The sequence below is a fragment of the Methylocapsa sp. D3K7 genome (genome assembly GCF_029855125.1).
In the GTDB taxonomy this organism is placed as follows: domain Bacteria; phylum Pseudomonadota; class Alphaproteobacteria; order Rhizobiales; family Beijerinckiaceae; genus Methylocapsa.
This window is the reverse complement of sequence record NZ_CP123229.1, coordinates 3,891,446-3,917,194: the sequence shown is the minus strand read 5'-3', so window position 1 is coordinate 3,917,194 and position 25,749 is coordinate 3,891,446. Positions and strand designations below refer to the sequence as shown.

The window sequence follows — 25,749 nt, the reverse complement described above, 5'->3', positions numbered from 1 at the left end:
TAACGGAGGATTTCTGGCTCATCGTAACCATCGAGGAGTGGAGATGAGCCAGAAATCCGGAACTGCCAAGTCGTCCTCCGAGCGGATCGTGAAGGACATTCGCCGAGCAACGCGCAAGCAATATTCGGCGGAGGAGAAGATCCGCATCGTGCTGGACGGCCTGCGCGGCGAGCATAGCATCGCGGAACTCTGCCGGCGCGAGGGCATCGCCGAGAGCCTGTATTACACCTGGTCGAAGGAGTTCCTGGAGGCTGGCAAGCGGCGCTTGGCGGGCGACACGGCGCGTGCGGCGACCAGCGGCGAGGTCAAGGACCTGCGCCGGGAAGCTCAGGCACTGAAGGAGGTCGTCGCCGAGCAGGCGCTGGAATTGCGCCTGCTCAAAAAAAGCATGATCGCGGATGGGGAAAGCGAGGAATGAGATATCCGGCTTCCGAGAAACTGGAGATCATCCGGCTGGTCGAGCAATCCCATCTGCCGGCGCGCCGGACGCTGGAGAAACTCGGCGTCTCTCGCGCCACCTTTTATCGATGGTGCGACCTTTGCCAGACTGGCGGGCCAGAGGCCCTGGAAGACCGATCTCCCAGGCCCGACCGCGTCTGGAACCGAATTCCTGACAATGTGCGGGGCCAGATCGTGCAACTGGCCCTGGACGAGCCGGAGCTGTCGCCACGGGAACTGGCGACACGCTTCACCGACACAAAAAGCTATTTTGTTTCGGAAGCTTCGGTTTATCGCCTGCTGAAGGAGCACGACCTAATCGCCAGTCCCGCCTACATCGTCATGAAGGCCGCCGATGAGTTCAAGGACAAGACGACGGCGCCCAACCAGCTCTGGCAGACCGACTTCACTTATCTCAAGGTGATTGGTTGGGGTTGGTTCTACCTCAGCACGATATTGGACGACTTCTCGCGCTACATCATCGCCTGGAAGCTCTGTACGACGATGAAGGTCGGGGACGTCACGGAAACACTCGACCTGGCGTTGCAAGCCGCGGGGCTTGATCACGCCAAGGTCGTCCATCGTCCGCGATTGCTCTCGGACAATGGCCCTTCCTACATCTCGGCCAATCTGGCCGAATGGCTGGACAAACGCAACATGGATCACGTGCGCGGCGCGCCCTGCCACCCGCAAACACAGGGCAAAATCGAGCGCTGGCATCAGACGCTCAAGAATCGCGTCTTGCTTGAGAACTATTATCTGCCCGGCGACCTGGAAGCCAGGATCGACACCTTCGTCGATCACTACAATCATCGCCGCTATCACGAGAGCCTGGACAATCTCACGCCGGCTGACGTCTACTTCGGCCGAGGACAAACCATTCTGCTGCAACGAGAAAGGATCAAACGAGCCACCATCCAAAATCGTCGCTTGCAACACCAATTGAACGCCGCATAAAATCAAACATCAGATGAGCCGCGTCCTCCATTAAATCACGCCGCCATCTGTCTCAAATTATCTGACGACGGACAAGCCGAGACCATCATAATGCCTGGCTCCTTCGACGAAAGGTTGAAGGATGAATATGCGCATCGTCGTTCTTGCCACAGTGCTTGGTGGCGTGGTGCTTACTACCATTCCGGCGGCGATTGATTGGTCGCCCGTCTTAATCTGGAACGCCTCGGCGAGCGCTCCAATCGGGCTCTATCGTGTACAGCCGAAAGAGTATCTGGCCATACCCGATCTCGTCCTCGTTATGGCGCCCGAGCCGGTCGCAGGGTTTCTGGCCGAGAGGGGCTATTTGCCACACGGCGTGCCGCTCTTGAAACAGATTCTTGCCCTTCCCGGTCAGACAGTCTGTCGCATCCGTCTCGCCATCATGATCGATGGCGTTGCGATGGCCACGGCTCGCGAACGGGATCACCGGGGCCGGCCCCTGCCCGCTTGGCAGGGCTGCCGCATGATTGCGGAAGGCGAGGTCTTCCTCATGAACTGGCAGTCCGCCGATTCCCTCGACGGCCGCTATTTCGGCCCGCTTCCCGATACCTCGATCCTCGGTCGTGCGGTTCCACTCTGGACATTCACGGAGCCGTGACCATGCAGATCCTCTGCCTGAAACCATCCATTTCTCTTTTCGATCGCGAGCGGCTCCAATCCTCTGTTCCGGGCAGGATCGATACGTTTGGCGGACGCATTTATGGACTTGAGCGGCCCTTCAGACAGAGTGCTAGCACTTCGCGATGGAAGGAATGGTTCTCGACGGCAAGTCTCCCACGCGTCGGAATAATGGCGTTCTCGTTTCTCATCGCTGGGTTCTGGCTCCTGTCTTGCTCGCGTGTTGCAATTGCTGGAAAGTCCGCACAAAAAAGCGCGACCGCAACATCCTCATGGGCCTCATTGATTGCCGAAGCCTCGCAGCGCTTCGGGCTGCCAGCGCATTGGATCCGCGCCGTCATGCGGGCAGAGAGCAACGGCGACAGGGGCGCAATGTCGGCAAAAGGTGCGATGGGGCTAATGCAGGTGATGCCCGAAACCTACGCGGCACTGCGGCTTCGTTACCAACTCGGCGCCGATCCTTACGAACCCCGCAACAATATCCTCGCGGGTGCGGCCTATCTGCGCGAGATGCACGACCGCTTCGGCCCAGGCGGCTTTTTGGCGGCCTACAATGCAGGACCCGGACGATACGACGACTATCTGAAGCGCGGCCGACCGCTTCCTGAAGAGACGCGCAACTATGTCGCCGTGCTCGCGCCCGTGATCGGCGTGCCTGACGTTCCGCATCATTCTGCCAGCGCTTCGGGGGTATCACAATTGACTATTTCCGGCGCCGCTCATGACAGCGCAGAACACCTGAAAGCGTCAAGCAAAAGCAAATTCACGTCAGCAATATTGCAATTTGACGATCGACAAACCGCACAGACCAAGACGCTCTTCGCGATCGCCCACGCTGCATTTGAGCCAACATCGGCCAGCGCACAAACGATTGATATGACTGCGCTCGCACCGGCGCCCAATCACACTTTGATCGCGAGTTCGACCGCGCCAGAAAGTTTGCGAATTCACACTTCAAACGCATCACGATCGTCGTTGGCTTCCAGCGGCAATGTGCTTTTCGCTGAACCATCAACACACCAAAGCAAGTGAGATACGGCGTGAACACGAAGCGTGCTTTGTCGCATCATGGAGTGCCTGTTTCGAAGTGGAATATGCATGCGAATCGTCGGGAGGGTCGACGGCAAGATAAAAGCCGCAAGGTGCTCGGCGGTTGGATGGGTAAAAAGTCAAGGAACAACAATGTTCGTGGCAAAGGTGCGCCTGCAGCCATAACCTTGCTGACTGCGATAATTCGCTGGAAAATTTGCGAACTATGCACCTTGCGGTTTGACGCGCCGTGAAGCGGGATGACGATCTTCGGGTCCACCTGGGCCGCATCCGGAGGGGGCGGAGTCAACGCGCCAAGCCATTCATTGCCCAAGCGCTCGCCGCCGCCGAAAATGCCGGCGGCATGGCGCGCCGGGGATCGTCATCGCGGGGAACAGGCGCCTTCGGCCGGGGCCGCGCCGCAAGCCTCGCCGCGACGCGCGGAATGACCAATCGGTCGCGCGTCGCGGTGATCAAAGCCCGGGTCGTGCGTCACGCCATGAACCGCGCGCCGCTTTCAGCCCATCTCACCTATCTCAGCCGCGACGGCGTGACCAAGGATGGTGATCCTGCCCGGATGTTTGGCGCTGACAGCAACGATGTCGATCATAAAGCCTTCGCTGAGCGGTGCGACGACGACCGGCATCATTTTCGGTTCATTGTTTCGCCTGATGACGCCGTTGAACTCTCGGATATTAAGGCTTTCACGCGTAATCTGATGGCCGATGCCGAACGTGACCTTGGCACACGTCTCGACTGGGCGGCTGTCGATCACTGGAATACGGAGCACCCGCACGTCCATGTGATTGTCCGGGGCCGGACCGGCGAAGGCGAGGATCTCGTTATCTCGCGCGACTACATCCGCGAGGGAATGCGGGCGCGGGCGCAGCAGTTGCTGACTTTGGAGCTTGGCCCACGATCCGACCGGGAAATCCGTCATTCGCTGGAGACCCAGGTCGGGGCGGAGCGCTGGACCAGATTGGATCGGGCGCTCGCCCGCGACGCGGCGGCACACGGCAGTGTGGTCGATCTGCGGCCGGAGAGGGGCCAAAGGCAAGAAAATCTCCACGGGATCAAGATCGCCCGGATGCGCAAGCTGGAAGCCCTCGGTCTCGCTCGTTCCCTCGGTCCTGGGCAATGGTCGCTTTCCGAGAACGCGGAGGACGTACTGCGAGAACTTGGCGAGCGCAACGATATCATCAAGCGCATCCATCGCAACCTGACCTAGAAGGGACGGGAACGCGGTGCCTCAGACTTCGTCCTGCATGGCGAGACGGAGCCCCTACCCGCTATCGGCCGTCTGGTTGCGCGAGGGCTGGATGACGAGCTGAGTGGTTCGGCCTATGTCGTCGTCGATGGCATCGACGGCCGCGCGTGTCATATCCGCCTGCCTCATTTGGACGCTGCCGGAGATTCAGCGCCAGGCTCGATCGTCGAACTGCGCCGGTTCGAGGATGCCGCCGGACGACCACAGCTCGCGATTGCCGTCCGTTCAGATCTCTCGATCGACCATCAAGTGGCGGCGCAAGGCGCGACCTGGCTTGACCGCCAGCTCGTTGCAAAGGAACCGATCGCCTTGTCTGAGGGCGGCTTTGGGGGCGAGGTGCGTGAGGCGATGACCGCCCGCGTCGACCATCTCGTGGCGGAAGGGCTCGCACGCCGCCAAGGCCAGCGCGTCGTCTTCGCCCGCGACCTTCTCGACACTCTTCGCAGGCACGAATTGGAAGCCGCCGCGGTACCACTCGCGGCGGAGACCGCCCTTGCTTACCTGCCGGCGTCTGACGGCGAGCATGTCGCCGGGATCTACCGCCAGCGAGTAACCCTCTCCTCCGGACGTTTCGCCATGATCGACAACGGGCTCGGCTTCAGCCTTGTCCCCTGGTCTCCATCTTTGGAGCACCAACTCGGGAAACAGATATCCGGAATCGGAATGCCCGGCGGCAATGTCGACTGGAACTTTGGGCGAAAACGGGGACTGGGGATTTAAGGCTCTGCCGACTCCGTGACCTTCAGCCCGGTATTTGCGCGCCAATATGCGAAGATCTACGCCAAGCGCGTTTTGGGGCTTGCGGCGTGCCAGTCGTTTCCCATCAGGTAAGGTAACTAAAAATTTTTGAGACCGCATGCCCGCGACCAAGATTCTCTGGGGCCAGATCCTCGTTGTCTTTGTGATCGTGCTCGCGACCACGTGGGCGGCAACACAATGGACCGCCTGGCGCCTCGGCTATCAGCCTCAACTCGGTGATCCCTGGTTCGTGGTTGCGAAACTGTCGCTCTATCCGCCGCCAGCTTTCTTCTGGTGGTGGTTTTCTTTCGACGCCTACGCGCCGCGGGTCTTTTTCGAAGGCGCTGTGATCGCCGCCTCTGGTGGCTTCGCTGCGATCATTGGTGCGATCGCCATGTCCGTCTGGCGGGCGAGGGAAGCCAAGAATATCGTGACCTACGGCTCGGCGCGCTGGGCGACCGAGAAGGAAGTCTGTGCCGTGGGTTTGCTCGGGCCTGACGGTGTGGTGCTCGGCCGCTGGGGACATGACTATCTTCGACATGATGGTCCGGAGCACGTGCTCTGTTTTGCGCCGACCCGTTCGGGCAAAGGCGTTGGCCTCGTTATCCCAACTCTTCTGACTTGGCGTGGCTCGATCATCGTCCATGACATCAAGGGTGAGAACTGGACCCTCACGGCGGGCTGGCGCAGCCAGTTCGGCCGCGTGCTGCTGTTCGATCCGACGAATCCAGACTCCTCCCCCTATAATCCGCTGCTGGAGGTTCGCCGCGGCGATACAGAGGTGCGCGACGTTCAGAACGTCGCCGACATTCTGGTCGATCCCGAGGGCGCGTTGGAACGGCGGAACCATTGGGAAAAGACAAGTCATTCGCTTCTCGTCGGCGCGATCCTGCATGTTCTTTACGCCGAGCCGGACAAGACCCTGGCCGGCGTCGCAAATTTTCTGTCCGATCCGAAGAATCCCATTGAAACGACGTTGCGCGCCATGATGACGACGCCCCATTTGGGCGACAAGCCGCATCCGGTCGTGGCGTCAGCCGCGCGCGAGCTTCTGAACAAAAGCGAGAACGAACGGTCCGGCGTTCTCTCGACCGCCATGTCTTTCCTCGGTCTCTACCGCGATCCGGTGGTCGCGAAAGTGACGCGCCGATGCGACTGGCGCATCGGCGATCTTGTCGATGACGTCCGCCCGGTGGCGCTCTACTTCGTCGTGCCGCCCTCCGACATCAGCCGGACGAAGCCGCTAATTCGTCTGATCCTCAACCAGATCGGCCGCCGCCTGACGGAGGAATTGAATGCAAAGAGCCGCCGGCATCGCGTCCTTCTCATGCTCGACGAGTTTCCGGCGCTCGGTCGGCTGGACTTCTTTGAGTCGGCCTTGGCCTTCATGGCCGGTTATGGCCTCAAAAGCTTCCTCATAGCTCAGAGTCTGAACCAGATCGAGAAAGCCTATGGCGCCAATAATGCGATCCTAGACAATTGCCATGTACGCGTCGCCTTCGCGACCAATGACGAACGGACAGCAAAACGGGTCTCGGACGCGCTCGGCACGGCGACCGAAATGCGCGCCATGAAGAACTACGCGGGCCATCGGCTTTCGCCGTGGCTCGGGCATCTGATGGTGTCACGCCAGGAGACGGCACGTCCATTGCTCACCCCCGGTGAGGTCATGCAGTTACCGTCCACCGACGAACTCGTGCTCGTGTCGGGAATGTACCCGATCCTTGCCAAGAAAGCCCAATATTATGAGGACCGGCGGCTACAAGAACGCATCCAACTGCCGCCGTCGGCCGCTGGCCTGGTGAAGGGGCCGCCGGCAGCAAGCCGCGACGATTGGGACGCTTTGCTGCCGATTCCGGTGGATCCGAAACTAGCAACTAACCGACCATCTAAAGACGATCTTGATAATGGCGGGATCCGGCGCGAGCCAACGCTGCCCGAGCATGAGGCGGTTGCGCCGGAAGCTCCGAAACTGGCCGATCCCTTTACGATCTTGATGGATGAAGCTGATGACGAACCCGTCCAGGCGAACATGCTCCGGCAGCAGATGCGGACCGTCGCGCGGCAGGCGACGCTCGACCCCGGCGATGATCTCGGACTGTGAGGCGGCATGAAAGAGCAATTCACGGTTTATCTTGAACCGAACCTCATGCAGGCTCTTGCCGAATACGCGGAGCGGCGCGGCAAGCCCAAATCTCTCGTTGCCGAGGCGGCCATCGCCTCGTTCTTGTCGCCCGATGCCCCCGAATGCCAGGAGGCGGCCTTGGCGCGGCGCCTAGACCGGATCACCCGTCAAATGGAACGGCTAGAACGCGATTTGGGGATTTCGGTAGAGACTATCGCTCTCTTCGTTCGCTTCTGGTTAATGGCAACACCTTCATTGTCAGAGCAAACACAAGCCTCCGCCCGTGCAAAAGGAGCCGAGCGATATGAAGGATTCGTGCAAGCACTCGGCCGTCGGCTTTCCAACGGGCCAAGCTTTATCCGGGAAGTATCGTTGGATATCGGATCCAAAGGGGCTACTCAGCGCGAGAATGAAAAAGCGTGGACCCCAAGCTCGGACCTATGACTGCACTCCACCAGATCGCCGACTGATCGAAGCAAGCTGACGCCCGCCGCCGTCGATGCCGCAGACATATGGATTTTGAATGCGTATCGCATCAATACGCCGAGCCAAACGGTGCGACCACAGTTCACACAAATATTTGCGGGGAGCAGAAGTTGCAAAACGATACTGGACATTAGCGAGTCGTCATGAGCACTGATCTTGATACGGACACCGCCGCAGCGCACGCGATTTTTCAGTCCTACGACGGGATGGAGGGTTTGTCGGCGGATACGATCGCATTGCCAGCTCAGCCACGCCCGACCGTATGGCGCGCGTTTTTCTTTCAGATATACTCGGGCCTATTGGTAGCGGTGACCATTGCCCTAGCCGCCACATGGTTGTCACAACAATATCGTTCTCCGGTGATGCTGTTCGCTTTACCTTTCGGAATGACCTTTCACTTCCTGCATGAAGATGGCCGCTGCGTGCCGGGGATCGAATTCTCGTCGAAGGCGGTATTACGGGTCGGCGTGGCGCTGCTAGAGGCCCGGATCACCGCCACTCAGATCCTCGAATTGGGAGGCATGCCGATTGCGACCGTGTTGGGGGGAATAATCAGTACCATTGCGCTCGGCGCCTTTGTTGCCCGGCGGCTAGGGCTCAGCCGATCCTTTGGAGTGCTATCCGGCGGTGCTGTAGGTATCTGTGGCGCCTCGGCGGCCTTGGCCATCGCTTCGGTGTTGCCCCGCACAGTTGAAAGCGAAAGGGACACCATACTCACCGTTGTGACGGTGACGGTATTGTCCACCATCGCCATGATCGCCTATCCGTTGTTCGTGACAGCGATTGGCCTTGATCACATTCATGCCGGCATCTTCCTCGGGGGCACCATCCATGACGTGGCCCAGGTGGTGGGCGCGGGTTATTTGATCTCGCCACAGACCGGCGACGTGGCTACCTACGTCAAGCTACTGCGGGTCACCATGCTGCTGCCTGTGGTTTTCACCATCGCCTTCGTCGTCAGTCGAAGAGCGAAGGTCGGCCAGAGCAGCGCGAAGGTAAGGCTTCCGCTTTTTTTGGTCGGCTTCGCCGTCCTCGTGGCCCTGAATAGTCTTGGGCTGTTGCCCAAAGTCGCGAGCGATGCAGCCAACGAGGTGTCCCGCTGGAGCTTAGTCACAGCGATCGCGGCGCTTGGGATGAAGACTTCGTTCAAGGATCTTGCGGCGGTTGGGTGGAGGCCGATCGCACTGATGGTGCTAGAGACCGTTTGGATCGCGGCTGTTACGTTAATAGCAGTGATGTTCGCTTATTAGTTTCACCGCTGCGCGCAATATTTGACCCGCTTGACTCTCATTCATCGTCGTAACCGTTGTCTTGAGCCGACGTGGTATCGAACTCGCCAACAAAAACGAGCTGGCCGATGTCTGGGATGCATCTAGGCAGATCCTTGAGCCATTCGTGAAACCGATTTGGCTGCTCCCGGCTCTCCGCATCGCTCTTCTCCAAACTGGCCGAGCAGGGGCGCTGGGTATATAGGCCTTGCCAGAATAGCGCAGCATGACGATAGGTTGCAAAGCCATTGCACGCGTCTTTAGCTTAGAGAGAGGCATTGGACATTGAAATCGTGAAGTTGAAGGCGACGCTTGCGCTACCGTCGATCCGGATGAAACGGAGTTGCTGAATTCCGACGTGCGCCATTAATATTTGGGGTGAAAAATGCCACTATCCACTCATCCACCAGCGATTGTTATTAAATATGACGAAGGCGGCGAAGTCTCCAAATACGCGCGGCGTGAGCGTGCATGGGAAGCAGAAGGCCGCATCATCGTGCGTGGCCTTTGTGGCTCGGCGTGTACCATATATCTGAAATCGCCTTACCTCTGCGCCGAGCCGACTGCACAATTTGCGTTTCATGCATCGCATCTTCAGTATGGAAAGCTTGGACCTATGGTGCCTGACCCTGAAAGCAATACATATATGTTGCAATGGTATCCTTCGCGCATTCAAGAGTTCATCGCTTCCCAGGGGGGACTGACCACTACCCCGATCTTTTTGGAAGGGCGTTGGATGCAGCGGCTTGTTCCAGCATGCTAGGAACGGCGTTTTAGAAGTATTCAAAATGCCGACTGAGATTAAGGCTTGTTCTGGCTTCGCTTGCATATCCACTTTAACGTAACAGCCACTGCCACACGATCAGTCAGATACGTTACCAGGCCCCTCCGGATGTGCGGGATCGGCACCCAGTCCCATCCGGCCGCGCGTACCTGATTCGCCATAGGCCTTGCGGTCGCAATCATCAAGCGACATGCAGGGACGTGGCCCTCGATAATAGTTGAGCCAAGGGGCTTGGTTTTGGTAATACTCTTCCCACCGATAGTACTTTTGCCACGGAAATTCCTGCGCGTATTGTGGCGCAGACAGCCGGGTTCTGCGTTTGTGATGAGCTTCCCCTTCGCCAGTTGCCACTAGAGCAATAGCCGATCATGTTGCATCGTATCCTGCGGCGGCGAAGTAGTTTTTGCATTCCGCTGGAGCGAACAGATCGATGATGCGGCCGATGGCGTCCCAGAGGCCGCCGACGGTTCGCTCGGCAGCCTTACGCAGATGAGCCTTCAGCTTGGAGAAGGCATTCTCGATCGGGTTGAAGTCCGGACTGTAAGGCGGCAGGTAGAGAAGGCTGGCGTCCGCCGCCGCGATCATCTCCCGCACTCTTGGCCCCTTATGGCTCGACAGATTGTCCATGACGACGATGTCGCCCGGCCGCAGGTCTGGAACGAGGGCCTTGTCGACATAGGTCTCGAAAGCGTCGCGGTTGATCGGCCCGTCCAGCACCCACGGCGCGATCATGCCGCGCGTCGTGAGGGCGGCGACAAAAGTCGTGGTCTTCCAGTGGCCATGGGGCACGCCGACGCGCAGGCGTTCGCCGCGCCGGCAACGGCCATGCGTGCGGGCCATCTTCGTCGAGGCCCAGGTCTCGTCGATGAAGACGAGGCGGTCAGGGTCGAGATCGATCTGCCCGTCGAACCAGTCCTCGCGCCGTTTCAGGACGTCGGGGCGATCCTGCTCGCTGGCGTGCGCAGTCTTTTTTTGCGCGTGATCGCATGACGCGCGAAGAAGCGGCGGATCGTGCCATAGCCGACGACAAGCCCCTTGTCCGCCAGCGTTTGGCGTAACTCCTCGATGGTGATGTCGGGCGTCGCCTCGAGCACGCAGAGGACTGTGTCCTTATGGGCGTCGATCCGGCCCGACCGACGATCCCCGCCGAGCGCCTTCGGACGCGCGTCACCCCGTTCCCGCGCAAGCTTTCGCCAGCGGCTGACGCTCGATGCGTTGACCGCGAACCGCGCGCCGGCTTCGCGATGGCTTAGACCCTGCGCAACCGCGGACAGTACACGAACCCGAAGATCGAGAGACAAGGCTTTCGACATGCCTGCCGGCCTCCTTGCTCCGGCAGACAGTTTGAATCACCTCAAGCCCGATTCGGGAATCCCTTCAGATTCATTCAGGTCGGATACTGCTCTAGCAATAGCGCGGCAGAAAAGCCAAGACGCAAGAGAGACGACGAAAAAGCACGGCGTCTCCTCTTGCGTACGGATCGAAGGGAGGCTTCTGTCATCATGGCAGTGCGCCGGCGGCTGGGTTTTCTCCTCGGAGCATCGCTCCGAGGCTTCCGCCCATCATTTCGGGGTGTTCGATACAACCATATTGGACGGTAAAATCCGGCGGAGCCGGATTGTATCGGTTCGCGATGGCTCTGTCCTCACAACGCATAAACCTAGGAGGGATAAACTTGGGAGTTCGCCGCATCACAAAATTACGGCGATACCCCTCATGGCGGTGCCTTGCGAGCACGGGGCTTGGAACGCAAAGCATGAGACAGGCGATGGACGCCACGATATTGGCGGTTCTTCGGGTCATGTTGCTGACTCAGCAGATGCACAGCCGTGACGAGCCTCATATCGAAGAATTGCCGATCAATCAGAGACGTTACCAGGACCTTCTGGGCGCAGAGGGCTCGCGCCCAAACCCTCGCAGCCCCGCGTCCCCGAACGATCGAAACGAGCGCGGTCCCAGCGTGAAAGAGCAGGCGGCGGCGCTGCATTATTATAGGTGCCATAGTAGGGATAGGTGGGGTATCGAGGGACCTGCTGGGCATCAGCCATGCCGAGTGAGGCGGCCAGGGCGGCGGCGGCAATCCCCATCACAGCAGCATTGCGCCGCGTGTTTGCAGGCTTGCTAGAAATTTTCATGACACTTCTCCAGTTTTATCAGGCTCAGTATTCGCTTGTCAGTAACTGAGCGACAACAGTATTATAAGCGCTGGATCGCGGTATACTATACAGATATAGTATAAAACTATTTTCATATATTCTGTTTTATAAAAGTATTTTCAGAAATGATCGCCTGTGGGTTATCCGCGAAAATCATAGGCCGCCGAGTCATGGCGTGAGATTACATGCCGTTCGCCACCGGCGCGCGTGACGCTTGCTCCATTGGGCGGGCCGTCGCACCTTGGCCGGGAACATCCGCGATCCGCACCTTGTCGCCGGATGCAAGAGTCTCTTGCGGGCTATCAACGATCCGGTCGGACAGAGATACACCCGACACGATCTCCACGTCATTGCCGAGATTGCGGCCGAGTTGAACTTTGCTCAAGATAACTTTGTTGTGCGGTTCAACCTTGGCAACCTGCATCCCACGTGGCCCAAAGATCAAGGCCGTGGCCGGTATGCGCAAAATATTCGGGTCGGTTGGAATGTGAAAATGAACCATCGCAAAAGCGCCCGGCCACAACTTACCAGCGTGATTGTCCGCCAGCAGTTGGACAAGCGCGGTGCGTGACTGCTCAGAAACCGCATTGGAGGTGGTGAGAAGCGAAGCCTCGAATGTTTCGTCCATGCCGGGGAGCTGTAGGGTCGCTTTAAGCCCCTCCTTCAGGTCGCGGAGAAATGCCTGAGGGACATTGACATAGATGCGCATGGCATGGAGATCGGACACCACAAACAAGGCCTTACCACTCTTGCCCCCCGCATCGACGAGATCCCCAATATCGAGGGAGCGGGCGGTCACGATTCCGTCGAACGGCGCCGTCAGGTTTTTAAAGGATATCATCGCTTCGAGCCGGGCCACATTGGCTTGGGTGGCCTGCACATCGGCAGCCTTGGCCATCGCGTCCCCGTATTTTTCGTCCTTCGCTTGCTGCGATACGATGTTTTTCTTGGAAAGAGATTCCCATCTCTCGTAGGTGACATTGGCCAATTGTTGATTGGCCTGCGCCCTCACGAGATCCGCGCGTGCCTGAGCGAGCTGCTGGTCAAGATCGGGAGAATCGACAACCGCCAGCACCTGCCCTTTTTTGACATGCGCACCAATATCCTCATACCAATCTTTCACATAACCATTCACCCGCGCGTAGATGCTGCCGGTATAGAATGCACTGACATTGCCTGGAAGGACGAGTTCTCCTTCGCTTGGTCCAAGCTTAGGCTTAATCAGTTTGACGGTCGGAATGGCCTGTTCATTTGTCCAAACATCAACCTCTTGCTTGCTTTTTGCACGATCGGCAACACCGTAGACGGCAAGACCAATCGCGGCGACGCCTGCAGCAAAGCCGATCAATCGAAGCCGGCGGGGTGCGACGGCGGAGATGGGTTCAATCATTCTTGCTCCACCTTAAGCGGCTCGCGGCCGTGCATGATGCGGAAAAGCGCTGGAACAAATATCAACGTCGCGCAGGTCGCGAAGATCAGGCCGCCAATCACGGCGCGGCCAAGCGGCGCGTTTTGTCCAGGTTCGATCGCCATGGGCAGCATGCCGATGATCATGGCCAGAGCCGTCATTAGGACAGGCCGGAAACGCGTACTGCCCGCCGCCAATGCAGCCCTCGCCGCATCCCCTCCCTCCGCCAGCTCTTCCCGTGCGAAGCTGGTCACAAGGATGCTGTTGGCGGTTGCCACACCCATGCACATAATCGCGCCGGTGAGCGCCGGAACCGACAGGGTCGTATGGGTCAGGAACAACATCCAGACGATTCCCGCGAGCGCGGTGGGAAGCGCCATAATGATCACAAATGGATCGAGCCACGATTGAAAATTCACGACGATCAAGAGATAGATCAGCACGACCGCAAAACCGAGGCCAAAAAAGAGCTGACTATAAGCGCTCTCCATCGTGACCACCTGACCCCGCGTTACGACGCGGGCGCCCTTCGGGAGCTCCACTTTCATGGACTCGATGCGTTCTTCGATGCCGGCCGTGACGGCGCCGAGATCGCGCCCCTGCGTCGTTGCGTAGATGTTGATCGCGGGACGAATGTTGTAATGCGAGACGACCGCGTTCACGGGTTCGGGCGTGATGTCCGCGAGACCGCCTAGCAGCTGTGCCGATTGGCTCGCTGAAACCGGCAGGTTCTTCAAGGACCCCAGAGTATCCATATGATATTGCGGCGTCTGAATGGAGATTGGATACGATACGCCGTTGTGCGGGTTCAACCAGAAAGTCGGCGCGGTCTGCGTGCTGCCGGACAGCGTCGTTTGAATGCTTTGCGCAGCATCACGTTCGGTCAGCCTAACCACGCCGGCGAGCGAGCGGTTGAAATTGATGTTCAAGGCAGGCGCCTGAAAGGCTTCTTGAATGCGTGGATCGGCTACGCCCGCCACATGTTTGATTTCGCCAAGCAACTTCTCCGCATAAATCCTGTTGGTTTTCAAATCATTTCCCGTGATCTGAACATCAATCGGCGCCGGTGTGCCAAAATTCAATATTTGGCTGACAATATCCGCGGGAAGAAAGGCAAATGTGGTTCCCGGAAAAGCACGCGGCAATTTTTCACGCAGGATTTTGACGTACTCGGACGTCGAAACGCGCCCTTCGTGCAGAGAAATAAGAATGTCGGCGTCGAATACACCGATCGTTCCGGAATTCCCGTAAGAAAGATTGATGCCGCTGACCGGCATGCCGATGTTGTCGACAATGCTTGCAAGCTGGTCTGGCGGAATGACCGTGCGGATCATCGCCTCGACGCGGTCGGACAAAGCCGTCGTCTCCTCGATGCGCGTGCCTGTCTGAGCGCGTATATGAATCTTGATCGCGCCAGCATCCAGTTCTGGGAAAAAATTTTGGCCCAGAAAAGGCACGAGGCCAAGAGAAAGCACCGCTACGCCAAGAAATCCGCCGACAACCCAAACCGGGTGTATGAGCGCAAGGCTTAAGAGACCGCGATAGGAATTCCGGACCTGCTCGAAGCGATGTTCGAAACGGTGTTGAAAGCGCACCAGCACATTGCCACTCGCCGCTGAGAAGGGGACAGCCGAGTCTTCCCCAAGCGGCGGGTGCCGGTGCGGCTTTAAAAGATATTTCGCCATGACCGGCACCAGGGTGCGCGACAAAACATAGGACGCGATCATCGCGAAAACCACGGCTTCCGCGAGCGGCCGAAAGAGATAACCGGACACGCCGCTGAGCCCAAACATCGGCACGAAGGCGACGCAAATGCAAAGGAGTGATACGGTCGCGGGGACGACAATTTGCCGGGCGCCATTGAGGATAGCCGGTTCGACCGGCGTGCCATGATCGATGTGGAAATTGATGTTTTCTATCGTGACCGTCGCGTCATCGACAAGGATACCCACCGCAAGTGCCAAGCCGCCAAGCGTCATGACATTGATGGTCTGACCGAGGGCGGAAAGCGCGGTCAGTGACGCAAGGACCGCCAGCGGGATCGAAACGGTGATAATGAGTGTCGAGCGCCAGCTGCCAAGAAAAAGGAGGATCATGAGACCGGTCAGCGTGGCCGCGATCAGGCCTTCTTGGATCACGGTTCCGACGGCCGATCTTACGAAGGCGGACTGGTCACCGACGAGCTTCATTTCGAGACCGTCCGGCATTGACTGGGCGATGACCGGTAAGAGCCTTTTGACATCGGCGATGATGTCGAGGGTCGAAACGGACCCCGCCTTCAACACCGTCATAAGAACGCCTTTACGGCCATTGAGTTGCACGACGTTGGTCTGCGGCGGCGCGCTATCGTGGACATAGGCGACGTCGCGCATATAGACCACGGTGCCGTTGACGACCTTGACCGGAAGATCATTAAATTCTTGGATTCGTTTCGGGGAATCATTGAGATTGACGATATATTCGAACTTCCCGATTTTCTCGGTGCCGACAGGCGTGATCTGGTTCTGCGCGGAGAGAGCAATGCCGACATCTTCCGCAGATAGACCATAGGAATGCAAAGCGCGCTGATCGAGATCGACCTGTACCTGCCGCACCACGCCGCCGTAAGGCGACGGCAAGGCCGCCCCCGCCACGGTGGCAAGCTGGGGCCGGATAAAATTCAGTCCAAAATCGTTGAGCTTTGCCTGCGACAGCGTATCGCTGGAAAGGGCCACCTGAATGATGGGGACGCTTGACGCATTGTAGGTCAACACGAGCGGCGGCGTAACGCCAGGGGGAAGCAGTTTTAGGACAGTCTGCGATACAGCGGTGACCTGCGCTTGCGCGGCATTGATGTCCACTGTCGGCTGGAAGAAGATTTTGACAATGCCATAACCGGCGACCGACTGCGACTCGATATGCTCGATGTCATTGACTGTCGTGGTCAAGGAACGTTCATAAAAATAGATGATGCGACCCGACATATCGTCGGGGGGCAAGCCGGTATAGCTCCATATGACGCTAATGACCGGAATGCCGATATTCGGGAAAATATCGACCGGCGTCCGGATCGCGGCGAGCGTCCCGTAAATCGCAATTAGGATTGCCATCACCACGAATGTATAGGGACGCCGAAGCGCCAATCGCACGATGGCGAGCATATGTGAGGTGCCTCGCTCGCGGTTTGCTACATTGCGCCGGCGGGTTGCTGCGTTCAGGAAGCCAGCATCGCGATGGTGATACACCTCCTCTGCCGCGAGGTTTATTATAAAAAAATTTATGCGCTTCGCACTTGGCGGGGAGATATCACGAAGGCGGCGCCCGGCTGATTGTCCTCGACACGGAGATCAAAGCCATGAAGGGTGGCGATCGTCGCCGCCATGCTTAACCCGAGGCCCGTGCCAGGGATATCGCGGCAATTTTTGGCGCGATAGAATCTTTTGAAGACCTGCTCCCGCTCGAAGGGCGCAATACCCGGCCCATTGTCCGACACGCGAACGAGAAACCCGGCCAGGTGCGGCTTAGCCGTGACCGCGACGAAGCCGCCTCGCGGCGTGAATTTGATCGCATTGTCGACGAGGTTGGCGACGGCTTCGACCAAGAGGTCGAAATCGCCGAGGATCGGGAGTGACTCCGGCACTTCGAGCGTAAAGCCAATCTCCTTCGCTTCCGCTAAAGGCTGGTAAAGTTCAAAGACATTGGCACAAACCTCCGCGAGGTTCAGGCTTGTGAAAGCGCTTCGCCGCCGTCCGAACTCAATCTCCGAAATTCTTAGAAGGGCGGAGACGGTGGCAAGCGCATGGTCGAGGTCGCCGAGCGCCCGTTTGGCCGCGATGCGTAGGTCCTGATCGGATTGTCCCGCGAGACCACGTTCAAGCTTGGCGTGCATAACCGCGAGCGGAGCGCGCAGATCATGCGCGATGTTGTCGCCGACGCTCTTGAGCTGATTAAGAAGCCGGACGATCTCATCAAGCATGAGATTGACCGCGCTCGCCACATAGTTCAGATCATCCATTTTGCCATGCGTCGGCAATCTTTCCTGAAGATCGCCCCGCATGATGCGGACAATTGTCTCGTTGATCGTCTTGAGCCTGCGGGTGGCACGCAAACTGAATACTGTCCCAGTGGCAAGCGCCAGAAGGATCGCGGGCACAATGCCAATGGCAAGTGCTTTGATAACAACTTGCCGAAGAGCATAAACTTCGTAAAGACTTCGGCCAAGCAAAACGATGCCGCCGTCCGGTCTCTTCCCCGCGACAAAGACCGCGGGTTCCATTCTCATAGTGCCGCGAGGGGTCCGCGCTTGAACAGTGTGGGCCTTGCCATCGATCGGCAAACCTGCCGGTATCGCATCGACATTGCCGTACCGAAGCTTTCCGCCCTTGTCGAAGAGCGCCGCATAGTCCAGTTTGCGCAAATCACTTGTAAATCGCAACTCCAGTTCACGCTGAACGCGGTCTTCGGGTTGCGCGATAGCTCTGGCGACTTCTCCCACCAATATGACGTCCAGTCGATTGATGTCGAAGATTGCGACCTGCCAGTAAATGAAAAGAAAGACCACGGAGGTGCAGGCAGTCACCGCAAGCGCAAAAAAGACAGCGACACGGAACGTCGCTGCCTTGAAAAGGTCAATCGCCCACATGGAGCATAAAGCCGGAACGGCGAACGGAACGAATCAGCGGTGCGTCGCCATCCAAATCGACCTTGCGCCGCAACTTGCCGATGTGAACGTCCACCAAATTCGTCTGCGGCAGAAAGCGATAATGCCAAACGTCCTCCAGAAGCATCGTTCGGGTCACGGTTTGACCGGCATGGCGCATAAGATATTCCAAGAGCTTGAACTCGGTCGGCAAGAGATCGAGCATGCGTTCGCCACGGACGGCGCTACGGTCGATTAAATCCAGCCTGAGCGGCCCTACTTTAAGGACGATAGCACGGGAGTCGTTCGACCGGCGCAGGAGCACTTCCACGCGTGCCGCGAGCTCGTCCATCGCGAAGGGCTTTATGAGATAGTCATCTCCGCCCGCTTTGAGTCCTCGAATACGCTCATCGACGGAAGCAAGCGCGCTCACGACCAGAACCGGAATCCGTATGCCTTCATTGCGGAGGGTCTCGATCATGGAAAGGCTATCGACCCCGTTGAGCATGCGATCGACGATCAAAAGCGCGGCCTGATCGCGGCGGGCGGCAACAAGCCCTTCCATGTCCGTTTCGGCGGTAAGCACGTGATAGCCTAGTCTCGTCAACTCATTGGTGATTTCCCACGCCATATCCGGGTCATCTTCGATGAGGAGGACAGGCACATTTTGAAAAGAGCTGGTCTCCGAAGCTTGTCCGGCTCCGAGTTCTTGCTGCTGTTTCATCAGATGTTCCAGGATCGGCATCGGCATTCCTCATCCGGGCGGTGACGGCTCACTGTCTCGCGACCTTTGAATTGCTGTGTTTTCGTCGGCACCGGCAATGCTCAGCGAATAGCCAATATTGGAAGATTTAATGAATATTTATACGGGGTTTTCATAAAACAAGTTTCATGAAATTCATTTCAGATATCGGCGGGCCGCAGCGCAGCGGCTGTTGTCTGAGATGGCGCCCAAACAGAGACCGGCAAAATGTGATGGATTTGGCACAGTCTTATTGGAAGTGCTTTCGGGCGGATTATGGCGAAATCTTGATACATTTTATTCTTCAATAGGTTGGTCAGACGCGATTATTTAATTAAAATTTGATTTAATATTCAATGGCTCAGATGACGTTGAACTGTCATGTCCTCGGCCAAAAACTCTTTTCATCCAAAGTCGAGGTGAAGGAGTGACAAGCCATGAAAATTCGAGCCCAGAAACGAGACAATAAGAGTGCTGTCGCGGCGATGGCCTTGGGCGCTCTGACCGCCTGCCAGTCTTTCTCGGCCCATGCCGATGACACGGCAACCGAGATTCGGTTGCTCAAGGAGCGACTGAAGCAGCTGGAGCAGCGCGTCGCCGAGCAAGGGCGCAAGGAGAAGCAGACCCAGGAAAAACTCCGCCAAGCGGCGGCGCAGCCTGCACCAGCACCGGCACCCGCTCCCTATCTCTATCCCGTCGGTATTGGTGTTCCGCCGCAGCCAGGACCCGGCGGGCTCACAGGTACCGAGACAGCGGTTCGCGGCCTGCCCACCCTTGGACCCTCAACCATTTATTACAAAGGGATCACGATTACACCCGGCGGCTTTCTGGCCCTGGAAAGCGTAACTCGCAACCCGTTCATCGGCGCCGATATCGGATCGCCGCCATACACAAACATCCCGTTCGACTTCGTTCCGTCTAGTCATTCCACAGAATTCCGCTTCTCTGCCCGCCAAAGCCGCGCCTCATTGATCGCGCAAGGCGACGTTGACCCGTCGACCCATCTGGCGGGCTATGGCGAGATGGACTTTCTCGGCGCGGCAGGAACCGCCAACTCGAATGAAAGCAATTCCTACAACCTTCGCATCCGCCACCTCTACTTGACCGTGGACAACGACGATTTTGGTGCTCATCTGCTTGCCGGGCAGGAATGGTCCTTGGCGACCATGAACACCAAGGGCATTACCCCGCGGCAAGAGGATATCCCTCTGACGATCGACGCGCAGTACGTTCCGGGCTTTGTCTGGACCCGCCAGCCGCAGATCAGAGTCGTGAAAGACTTCGACAAGACTTTGTGGTTCGCACTGTCGGCGGAAAATCCCGCGACGACGATCGGCGGGACCGCGCCTGTGCTGCCAGATGGCGGCGTCATCATCAATGGGGTGGCCGGTATTCCCCTTCCCGGCTTCCCGCAGACCGGCGTGGTTGGCGGATCGCTGTTCAACACGCTCAATGGGATTAACCTCAGCCAGATGCCCGACATTATCGGCAAGGTCGCATGGGAACCGACCGTTTTCGATCGCACCATCCATATGGAAGCCTTCGGCATCTTCCGCCAGTTCACCAACCGGGTGATCTATCCGTTTGGGTCCGCCGCGTTCCCATTCGGCACCGGGCTCCTCAATCACAACAATCAAACCGTGGGAGAAGGAGTCGGCGGTTCGATCCTCATCCCGGTGATTCCGAAGACGTTGGAGCTACAATTCTCTGGCATGACCGGGCGTGGAATCGGCCGCTACGGTACGTCGCAATTCCCGGATGTGACCTATAACTCCGATGGCAGCCTCTCCGCGATCCAAGAAACGATGCTGCTCGCGGGCGCGGTTTGGCACGCTTTCCCTGAGTTGGACATCTATGCCTATGCCGGCGAGGAATTCCAAAATTCCCACTTCGGATTCTCAACGCCGGGTGCCCATGCGCCCTTCGGCTGGGGCAATCCGCAGTTTGTCAACAACGGATGCAACATTGAAGATTTTGTCGGCGCCGCTTGCACCGGCAACCCCGATTTGGTGCGTCAGGCAACAATAGGCTTCTGGGAGAATATCTATAAGGGTCCGTTTGGCCGGCTGGCGGGCGGGTTGCAATATTCCTTCACCCAGAAATTCGGATTTGCTGGCTTCGGGGGACCGGAGGCACGCCTAGCCTTCGCCGGATCACCGGAGCGCAACGCAAACACGTTCCTTACTAGCTTGCGCTACTATCCATTCTAAGCGCACAAGCTTCGGTGCGGGTTGAACGGGCCGGAGTATTAACCGGCCGGCCCGTTTCATTTGGACGAAGCAAAAATCTTCCAATCACTATCTCCGCTGGAACAAAGCCATTGCTTGGGCGTTTTGTACCCAACTCGTATCTTAATACCGCGAGACGCAAGTACAACGGCCGGCAATCAGACCGTGCGCAATGTTTGCGTCGTTGGCCCGGACAAGAAGATCAAACTGACTTTGGTCTACATGGGGTGCAATATCATCGAGGTGCTGAGTTCACTCGCGGCAGCTTACAGCTAAGTGCAAGGTCGCCGCGCCCATGAAGTGGCAGCAAGCGAGGACGTGACTATCCCCGCTCAGTCAGTGACAAGGACGCCAGAAGTTTCCCCGACTAGGCTGGAAGGCGCTGCGACCCGAATCATGCCGCAGGCCCGTAAAAAGGTTCGTGGAACGGAGCCGCCAATGATTTTCCGCCAGCTTTTCGACAGCATTTCTGGGACGTACACCTATCTCATCGCCAGTCGGCATGGCGGCGAAGCGCTGGTCATCGATCCAGTGCTCGAAAAAGTCGACCGCTATCTGCAGCTCGTACGTGAGCTTGATCTCAAGCTGGTCAAGGCCGTCGATACGCATCTGCACGCCGACCATGTCACCGGACTGGGTGCGCTGCGCGACCGCACTCATTGCATCACGGTGATGGGCGAGCAAACGCATGCCGACGTCGTCTCCATGCGTGTGACGGAAGGCGACCGCATCGAGATCGAAGGATTGAGCCTAGATGTGCTTTACACGCCGGGGCACACCGATGATTCGTATTCGTTCCTGATGGGCGACCGAGTGTTCACCGGCGATACACTACTCATCCGCGGCACCGGCCGCACGGACTTCCAGAACGGTAGCGCACGCGCGCAATACTATTCGATCTTCGGCAAGCTGCTCAAGCTGCCAAACGAGACGCTCGTCTATCCAGCACACGACTACAAAGGCGACACTGTTTCGACTATCGGTGAGGAAAAGTTGTTCAATCCGCGGCTCAAGGTGGGGTCGGTCAACGAATATATCGATATCATGAATAATCTGAAGCTGCCGGATCCAAAGATGATGGATGTGGCAGTGCCAGCCAACATGCAAGTAGGTCTCCACCAGGACGAGATCGCGCGCAAGGGTTGGGCGATCTCGGCCGCGGAGGCGGTTGCGTTGTGCGGCCGCTCTGACATCACGATTGTTGACCTGCGCGAGAAGAGTGAGTGCGAAAGGCAAGGAACCATTCCCGGCTCGCTGCACGCGCCCTATCCCGATTTGCAGGATAACGTCGGCGCCGGCGGCATCCTGCACGAATTAGTCACGGCGACCGGCAAGCGAATTGTGTTCTACTGCGCATTCGGCGAGCGCTCGGCGATGGCAGTACAAGCCGCGCAGGACGCCGGCCTCAAGACTGCCTGTCACATACAAGGGGGCATCGATGCGTGGAAGAAGGCCAATGGGCCGCTGGCGCGGTAGCACGTGCTGGTCATTTAGGGGTATTCGTTGGGCGAGGTGTTCTTGATCCGATAATCGAATTTCCACGTGAAATCGTTCGGCGCGCATGAAGCTGGAAGCAAAATCAGGGCTCGAAGAAACGTTTAGGCGATTCATTGCTTACCAAAATGCAGCCACTGCAAGCGCAATACCCGCTCCTATCAGAAATGCAGCAAGTGGGATGCGCCAAGACTGGGGTACAAATTCATTCGGCAGAAGCCAGCCGAGCGCCAAGCCACCACTGAGAATTCCGATGTAAATTAATGTCCGCATGCAAGTAAGCCTAAATTATCGTTCATTGTCTTGGCCAGGCACTGCCGTGGATGCTTTGCTGGCATTTCGCCGGCAGCTCGCAATCCACCACTGCAATAGATTGCTAGGTACACTGCACGTTTTATACCGAAATGGATGTTTTGGCCGACCCTCATCTTGAAAGAGAACGGCTATATTTCGAGGCTGGTAGGAAAATCGCGAGCTCCTTATTTCAATCTGGCACCAAATACCGCTATGCAAATTAGCAGAATTGAAATGATCGCAAATCCTATTAGCTCCGGGGTGAGTATCATGCCTTTAGTGCCTTTCTTTGCTGGATCCCTTGGCGAGCGGTATAGGGATCGGATTGCGGACATTAGGTCCTCAACCGTTTCGCTTTTTCTAGGCAATTCTCGCTCTTATCCGGTCCGGCTACGGCTTACAGCGATGCTCGTGGGCGGTTCAGACGTTGACTAGAGAAACAGTCGATGACGTCGAGCAATATACGGCATCAATCTTTACTCCTGCAGAAGCAGTGATTGCTGACATTGCGCGTTTTATAAGCTTCCTTGTCGTAACGGATTTTTTCGGTTGCACTTAAGCAACCATGCCGACAAAGAAACACCGTAGCAAACTTTTCGAGACTGGCGTTTGTGTCGTTGTTAGTCGACAGGCACTGGGATCCTGAATTGGTCGTACGCCTCAACCGCTTGCGCGGCATACATGACCGAAGGACCAGCGCCCATATAGATCGCTATTCCCATGGCCTCCATGACTTCGTCACGGGAAGCTCCTTGTTTTACCGCGGACTGTGCATGGAATGCGATACAAGGGTCGCATCTGGTTGCCACAGAAATAGCAAGGGCAATCAATTCCTTGGTTTTGATATCAAGCGCCTTCGGTTCCAATGCCGCCCGCGCGAGGGCCGAAAACCCTTTCATCACATTTGGTGTTCCGGCATGGAGTTCCTTGACCGCCGCCGACATCTCCGTCGTGATACCAAGCCAGTTCTTATTCATGGTGACGCTCCTTAGTTCTGGAGATTGACAGGTGCGACCCGAGCACGCGGACTTGCCGCGCGCTTACTCTGTCACTCGGCGCTGGACGCCGGTGGCGGTTCGGGGCACAGCCGGTTGACGCCGATAGCCTTCATAATCAGGCGTTCGTAAAACGGCTCCGCCAAGCCCTTGCGGACCTTGCGCAGAAAATATTTCTCGAAAGCGACTTTCGCCAAATGGACCCAGTACCCTTCGCCCGTCCAGTTGATATTGCGCGGCGGGATTTGCGGCACGGCGACAAAAGCCACACCGCTGTTGCCAAAGTCGGCGAGGCAGACGGCGTTCCAAGTCGCTTCGCTGCGCGGCTGCTTGCCAGCGATCAGGTCGCGAATGTTTTCGGCGACGGCGGCGACCATCGATTCGATCATATATCCGGTTTTCGGAACGCCGACTGGGACAGGAGTCGGCTCGAAGGGTGGAATGGCGATGCCAACGCCGACCGCAAAGATGTTCTTGAAAGTCGGATTGCGCTGGCATTTGTCGACGAGGATAAAGCCGCGCGGATTGGCGAGACCGGCGAGACCCTTTCCGTCCTCTCCCATCATGCAGGAGACCCCGCGAAACCCTGGGATGAACATCGTGAATTTGGAAGGGAAACTATGCTGCCGCTTCGGCTGTCCATCTTCCCCCACCTCTGTGACGTCTACGGACTCAGCGTTGGCACGGTCGAGTTTTGCGTTGGTGACCCATTTGATATCGCGGTCACGAAACGCCGATTCGAGAACGCCCTTGGTATCTCCGACGCCCCCGAGGCCAAGATGGCCGATATAGGGCTCGGACGTAACAAAGGTGATTGGCACGCGGTCCCGTATTTTTCGCTTGCGAAGATCCGCATTGACGATAAGCGCAAATTCATAGGCCGGCCCAAAGCAGGATGCGCCCTGGACGGCGCCGATGACGATCGGGCCTGGGTTCTTGCAAAAACGCTCCCATTTCTCGGCGCTTTCCTTTGCGTGATCAACATGGCAAATCGAAACAGTGTTTTGCTCCGGGCCAAGCCCCTCGATTTCGTCGAATGCCAGCGCCGGACCAGTGGCGATGACGAGATAATCGTAAGTCAGGCGGCGGCCATCGTTGAGTTCGATTGCATTTTCTCCCGGCAGCACATGCTTTGCCCCGGTGGCGTCGAAGCCAATTTTCAACTTTTTGCAGATGTTGGGAAGATGAACCTTGATGTCTTCCGGCTTCCGCCAATTGACCGCCACCCATGGGTTGGACGGCACAAAGTGAAACCACTCCGAATCCGACAGAAGCGTAATATTGGCCTTGCGACCGATGAGCGCGCGTAGCTCATAGGCCATTGATATTCCCCCGATTCCTGCGCCTAATACGACAATCTCAGTCATCGTTTCTCCCTTTCAGTTTTTGTTTTTAGTTTTGTACGTGCTTTCGGGAAGGCCATTTCTTCGCGCCTGCCGGAAACTGTTCCGGCAGGCGCTTATCCGGTGTCCCGAAGCCTTAGAGAATCAGCAAAACGCGTTGCCCGGCCGCAACCCAAGTCGCTTGAAAAGCATAGCGGCCGGGCAAAAGCCGGTGAACGCCGACTGTATCAGTTGAATCCCCACGGCGGCCGTGAGAAGCAGCCAGTAAGCGCTATGGAGCTGGCTCAATGCCAAGCTCAAGAGGATCATGCATCCTGCAAACACCATAACCGCGCGATCGATCGTCATTTCCGTTTCCTTTTTGAGTCGCGGCCGCTTTCTGGGCCGCAATAGAGGTCGTAGAGAGCCCCGATGACCTTTGTCACGCCAGGGTCCGCTATTGAATAATGAATCGTCTGCGACTCGCGCCTGGTTTTCACAAGATGGCTGCGACGCAATCTCGCAAGGTGCTGCGACAAAGCCGATTGGCTGAGATCCACGATCTCCTCGAGTTCGCCAACCGTCCGCTCGCCCTTCAAAAGTTCGCACAGAATCATCAACCGCCGGTCATTGGCGAGAACTTTCAGAAAAGCAGCCGCCGCACATGCGTTGGCCTGCATCACTTGTTCATCCATACTTGCTAATTTAGTCTCGTCTAATATATATGTCAAGACCAGCGAATG

19 protein-coding genes and 1 pseudogene are annotated in these 25,749 nt (G+C 57.5%); 10 read left to right on the top strand and 10 right to left on the bottom strand.

The window, feature by feature from the left end:
* Positions 1–43 precede the first annotated feature (43 nt).
* The 8 genes and pseudogenes from QEV83_RS18355 to QEV83_RS18320 all read left to right on the top strand — a co-directional run bounded on the left by QEV83_RS18355 (position 44) and on the right by QEV83_RS18320 (position 9,728).
* A protein-coding gene (locus QEV83_RS18355) for an IS3 family transposase (protein WP_280128402.1) occupies positions 44–1,395 on the top strand; the annotation gives its coding sequence in 2 pieces (ribosomal slippage) (positions 44–380 and positions 380–1,395; 1,353 coding nt in all).
* 127 nt (positions 1,396–1,522) lie between these two features.
* The gene (locus QEV83_RS18350; protein WP_280129087.1) at positions 1,523–2,032 is read left to right on the top strand and encodes a S26 family signal peptidase; all 510 of its coding nucleotides are present in this window, start codon (positions 1,523–1,525) and stop codon (positions 2,030–2,032) included.
* A gap of 2 nt (positions 2,033–2,034) precedes the next feature.
* Positions 2,035–3,084, top strand: a complete 1,050-nt coding sequence (locus QEV83_RS18345; RefSeq protein ID WP_280129086.1) for a lytic transglycosylase domain-containing protein — start codon at positions 2,035–2,037, stop codon at positions 3,082–3,084.
* 247 nt (positions 3,085–3,331) lie between these two features.
* Positions 3,332–5,068: pseudogene (locus QEV83_RS18340) on the top strand (DUF3363 domain-containing protein).
* A gap of 136 nt (positions 5,069–5,204) precedes the next feature.
* On the top strand, positions 5,205–7,190 hold the full coding sequence (locus tag QEV83_RS18335; RefSeq protein ID WP_280129085.1) for a conjugal transfer protein TraG: 1,986 nt from the start codon (positions 5,205–5,207) through the stop codon (positions 7,188–7,190).
* A 6-nt stretch (positions 7,191–7,196) separates the two neighbouring features.
* A complete protein-coding gene (locus QEV83_RS18330; protein ID WP_280129084.1) occupies positions 7,197–7,655 on the top strand; it encodes a CopG family transcriptional regulator in 459 nt (152 codons plus the stop codon).
* A 185-nt stretch (positions 7,656–7,840) separates the two neighbouring features.
* Complete coding sequence (locus QEV83_RS18325) at positions 7,841–8,947, top strand: putative sulfate exporter family transporter (protein ID WP_280129083.1); 1,107 nt, start codon at positions 7,841–7,843, stop codon at positions 8,945–8,947.
* 403 nt (positions 8,948–9,350) lie between these two features.
* Positions 9,351–9,728: a hypothetical protein gene (locus QEV83_RS18320; RefSeq protein ID WP_280129082.1), complete on the top strand. Its 378-nt coding sequence runs from the start codon at positions 9,351–9,353 to the stop codon at positions 9,726–9,728.
* Between the two features lie 387 nt (positions 9,729–10,115).
* On the opposite strand, the gene QEV83_RS18315 is transcribed toward QEV83_RS18320, so the two are convergent.
* The 6 genes from QEV83_RS18315 to QEV83_RS18290 all read right to left on the bottom strand — a co-directional run bounded on the left by QEV83_RS18315 (position 10,116) and on the right by QEV83_RS18290 (position 18,676).
* Positions 10,116–11,062, bottom strand: a protein-coding gene (locus QEV83_RS18315) for an IS630 family transposase (protein ID WP_280129081.1) whose coding sequence is annotated in 2 segments (ribosomal slippage) — positions 10,116–10,726 and positions 10,726–11,062 — 948 coding nt in all. Because the reading frame shifts where the segments join, the coding sequence is not laid out codon by codon here.
* A gap of 546 nt (positions 11,063–11,608) precedes the next feature.
* Positions 11,609–11,884 carry a hypothetical protein gene (locus tag QEV83_RS18310; protein WP_280129080.1) on the bottom strand — a complete coding sequence of 92 codons (276 nt, stop codon included), beginning with the start codon at positions 11,882–11,884 and terminating at the stop codon, positions 11,609–11,611.
* A gap of 202 nt (positions 11,885–12,086) precedes the next feature.
* Positions 12,087–13,295 carry an efflux RND transporter periplasmic adaptor subunit gene (locus QEV83_RS18305; RefSeq protein WP_280129079.1) on the bottom strand — a complete coding sequence of 403 codons (1,209 nt, stop codon included), beginning with the start codon at positions 13,293–13,295 and terminating at the stop codon, positions 12,087–12,089.
* On the bottom strand, positions 13,292–16,453 hold the full coding sequence (locus tag QEV83_RS18300) for an efflux RND transporter permease subunit (protein WP_280129078.1): 3,162 nt from the start codon (positions 16,451–16,453) through the stop codon (positions 13,292–13,294). The genes QEV83_RS18305 and QEV83_RS18300 overlap by 4 nt, the downstream gene beginning before the upstream one ends.
* 116 nt (positions 16,454–16,569) lie before the next feature.
* Positions 16,570–17,934: a HAMP domain-containing sensor histidine kinase gene (locus QEV83_RS18295; protein ID WP_280129077.1), complete on the bottom strand. Its 1,365-nt coding sequence runs from the start codon at positions 17,932–17,934 to the stop codon at positions 16,570–16,572.
* The gene (locus tag QEV83_RS18290) at positions 17,921–18,676 is read right to left on the bottom strand and encodes a response regulator transcription factor (RefSeq protein ID WP_280131138.1); all 756 of its coding nucleotides are present in this window, start codon (positions 18,674–18,676) and stop codon (positions 17,921–17,923) included. Before QEV83_RS18290 ends, QEV83_RS18295 begins: the two co-directional genes overlap by 14 nt.
* A 434-nt stretch (positions 18,677–19,110) precedes the next feature.
* Between QEV83_RS18290 and QEV83_RS18285 the strand changes: the two genes are divergently transcribed.
* Positions 19,111–20,883 carry a hypothetical protein gene (locus QEV83_RS18285; protein WP_280129076.1) on the top strand — a complete coding sequence of 591 codons (1,773 nt, stop codon included), beginning with the start codon at positions 19,111–19,113 and terminating at the stop codon, positions 20,881–20,883.
* A gap of 456 nt (positions 20,884–21,339) precedes the next feature.
* Positions 21,340–22,377, top strand: coding sequence for an MBL fold metallo-hydrolase (locus QEV83_RS18280; protein WP_280129075.1), 1,038 nt, complete (start codon positions 21,340–21,342; stop codon positions 22,375–22,377).
* A gap of 932 nt (positions 22,378–23,309) precedes the next feature.
* Here the strand turns inward: QEV83_RS18280 and QEV83_RS18275 are convergent.
* The 4 genes from QEV83_RS18275 to QEV83_RS18260 all read right to left on the bottom strand — a co-directional run bounded on the left by QEV83_RS18275 (position 23,310) and on the right by QEV83_RS18260 (position 25,686).
* Positions 23,310–23,666, bottom strand: coding sequence for a carboxymuconolactone decarboxylase family protein (locus QEV83_RS18275; protein ID WP_280129074.1), 357 nt, complete (start codon positions 23,664–23,666; stop codon positions 23,310–23,312).
* A 71-nt stretch (positions 23,667–23,737) separates the two neighbouring features.
* Positions 23,738–25,051, bottom strand: coding sequence for an FAD/NAD(P)-binding oxidoreductase (locus tag QEV83_RS18270; protein ID WP_280129073.1), 1,314 nt, complete (start codon positions 25,049–25,051; stop codon positions 23,738–23,740).
* Between the two features lie 120 nt (positions 25,052–25,171).
* The gene (locus QEV83_RS18265; RefSeq protein ID WP_280129072.1) at positions 25,172–25,375 is read right to left on the bottom strand and encodes a DUF2892 domain-containing protein; all 204 of its coding nucleotides are present in this window, start codon (positions 25,373–25,375) and stop codon (positions 25,172–25,174) included.
* Positions 25,372–25,686 (bottom strand): metalloregulator ArsR/SmtB family transcription factor, encoded by a 315-nt coding sequence (locus QEV83_RS18260; protein ID WP_280129071.1) that lies wholly within the window; start codon positions 25,684–25,686, stop codon positions 25,372–25,374. The genes QEV83_RS18265 and QEV83_RS18260 overlap by 4 nt, the downstream gene beginning before the upstream one ends.
* Positions 25,687–25,749 lie beyond the last annotated feature (63 nt).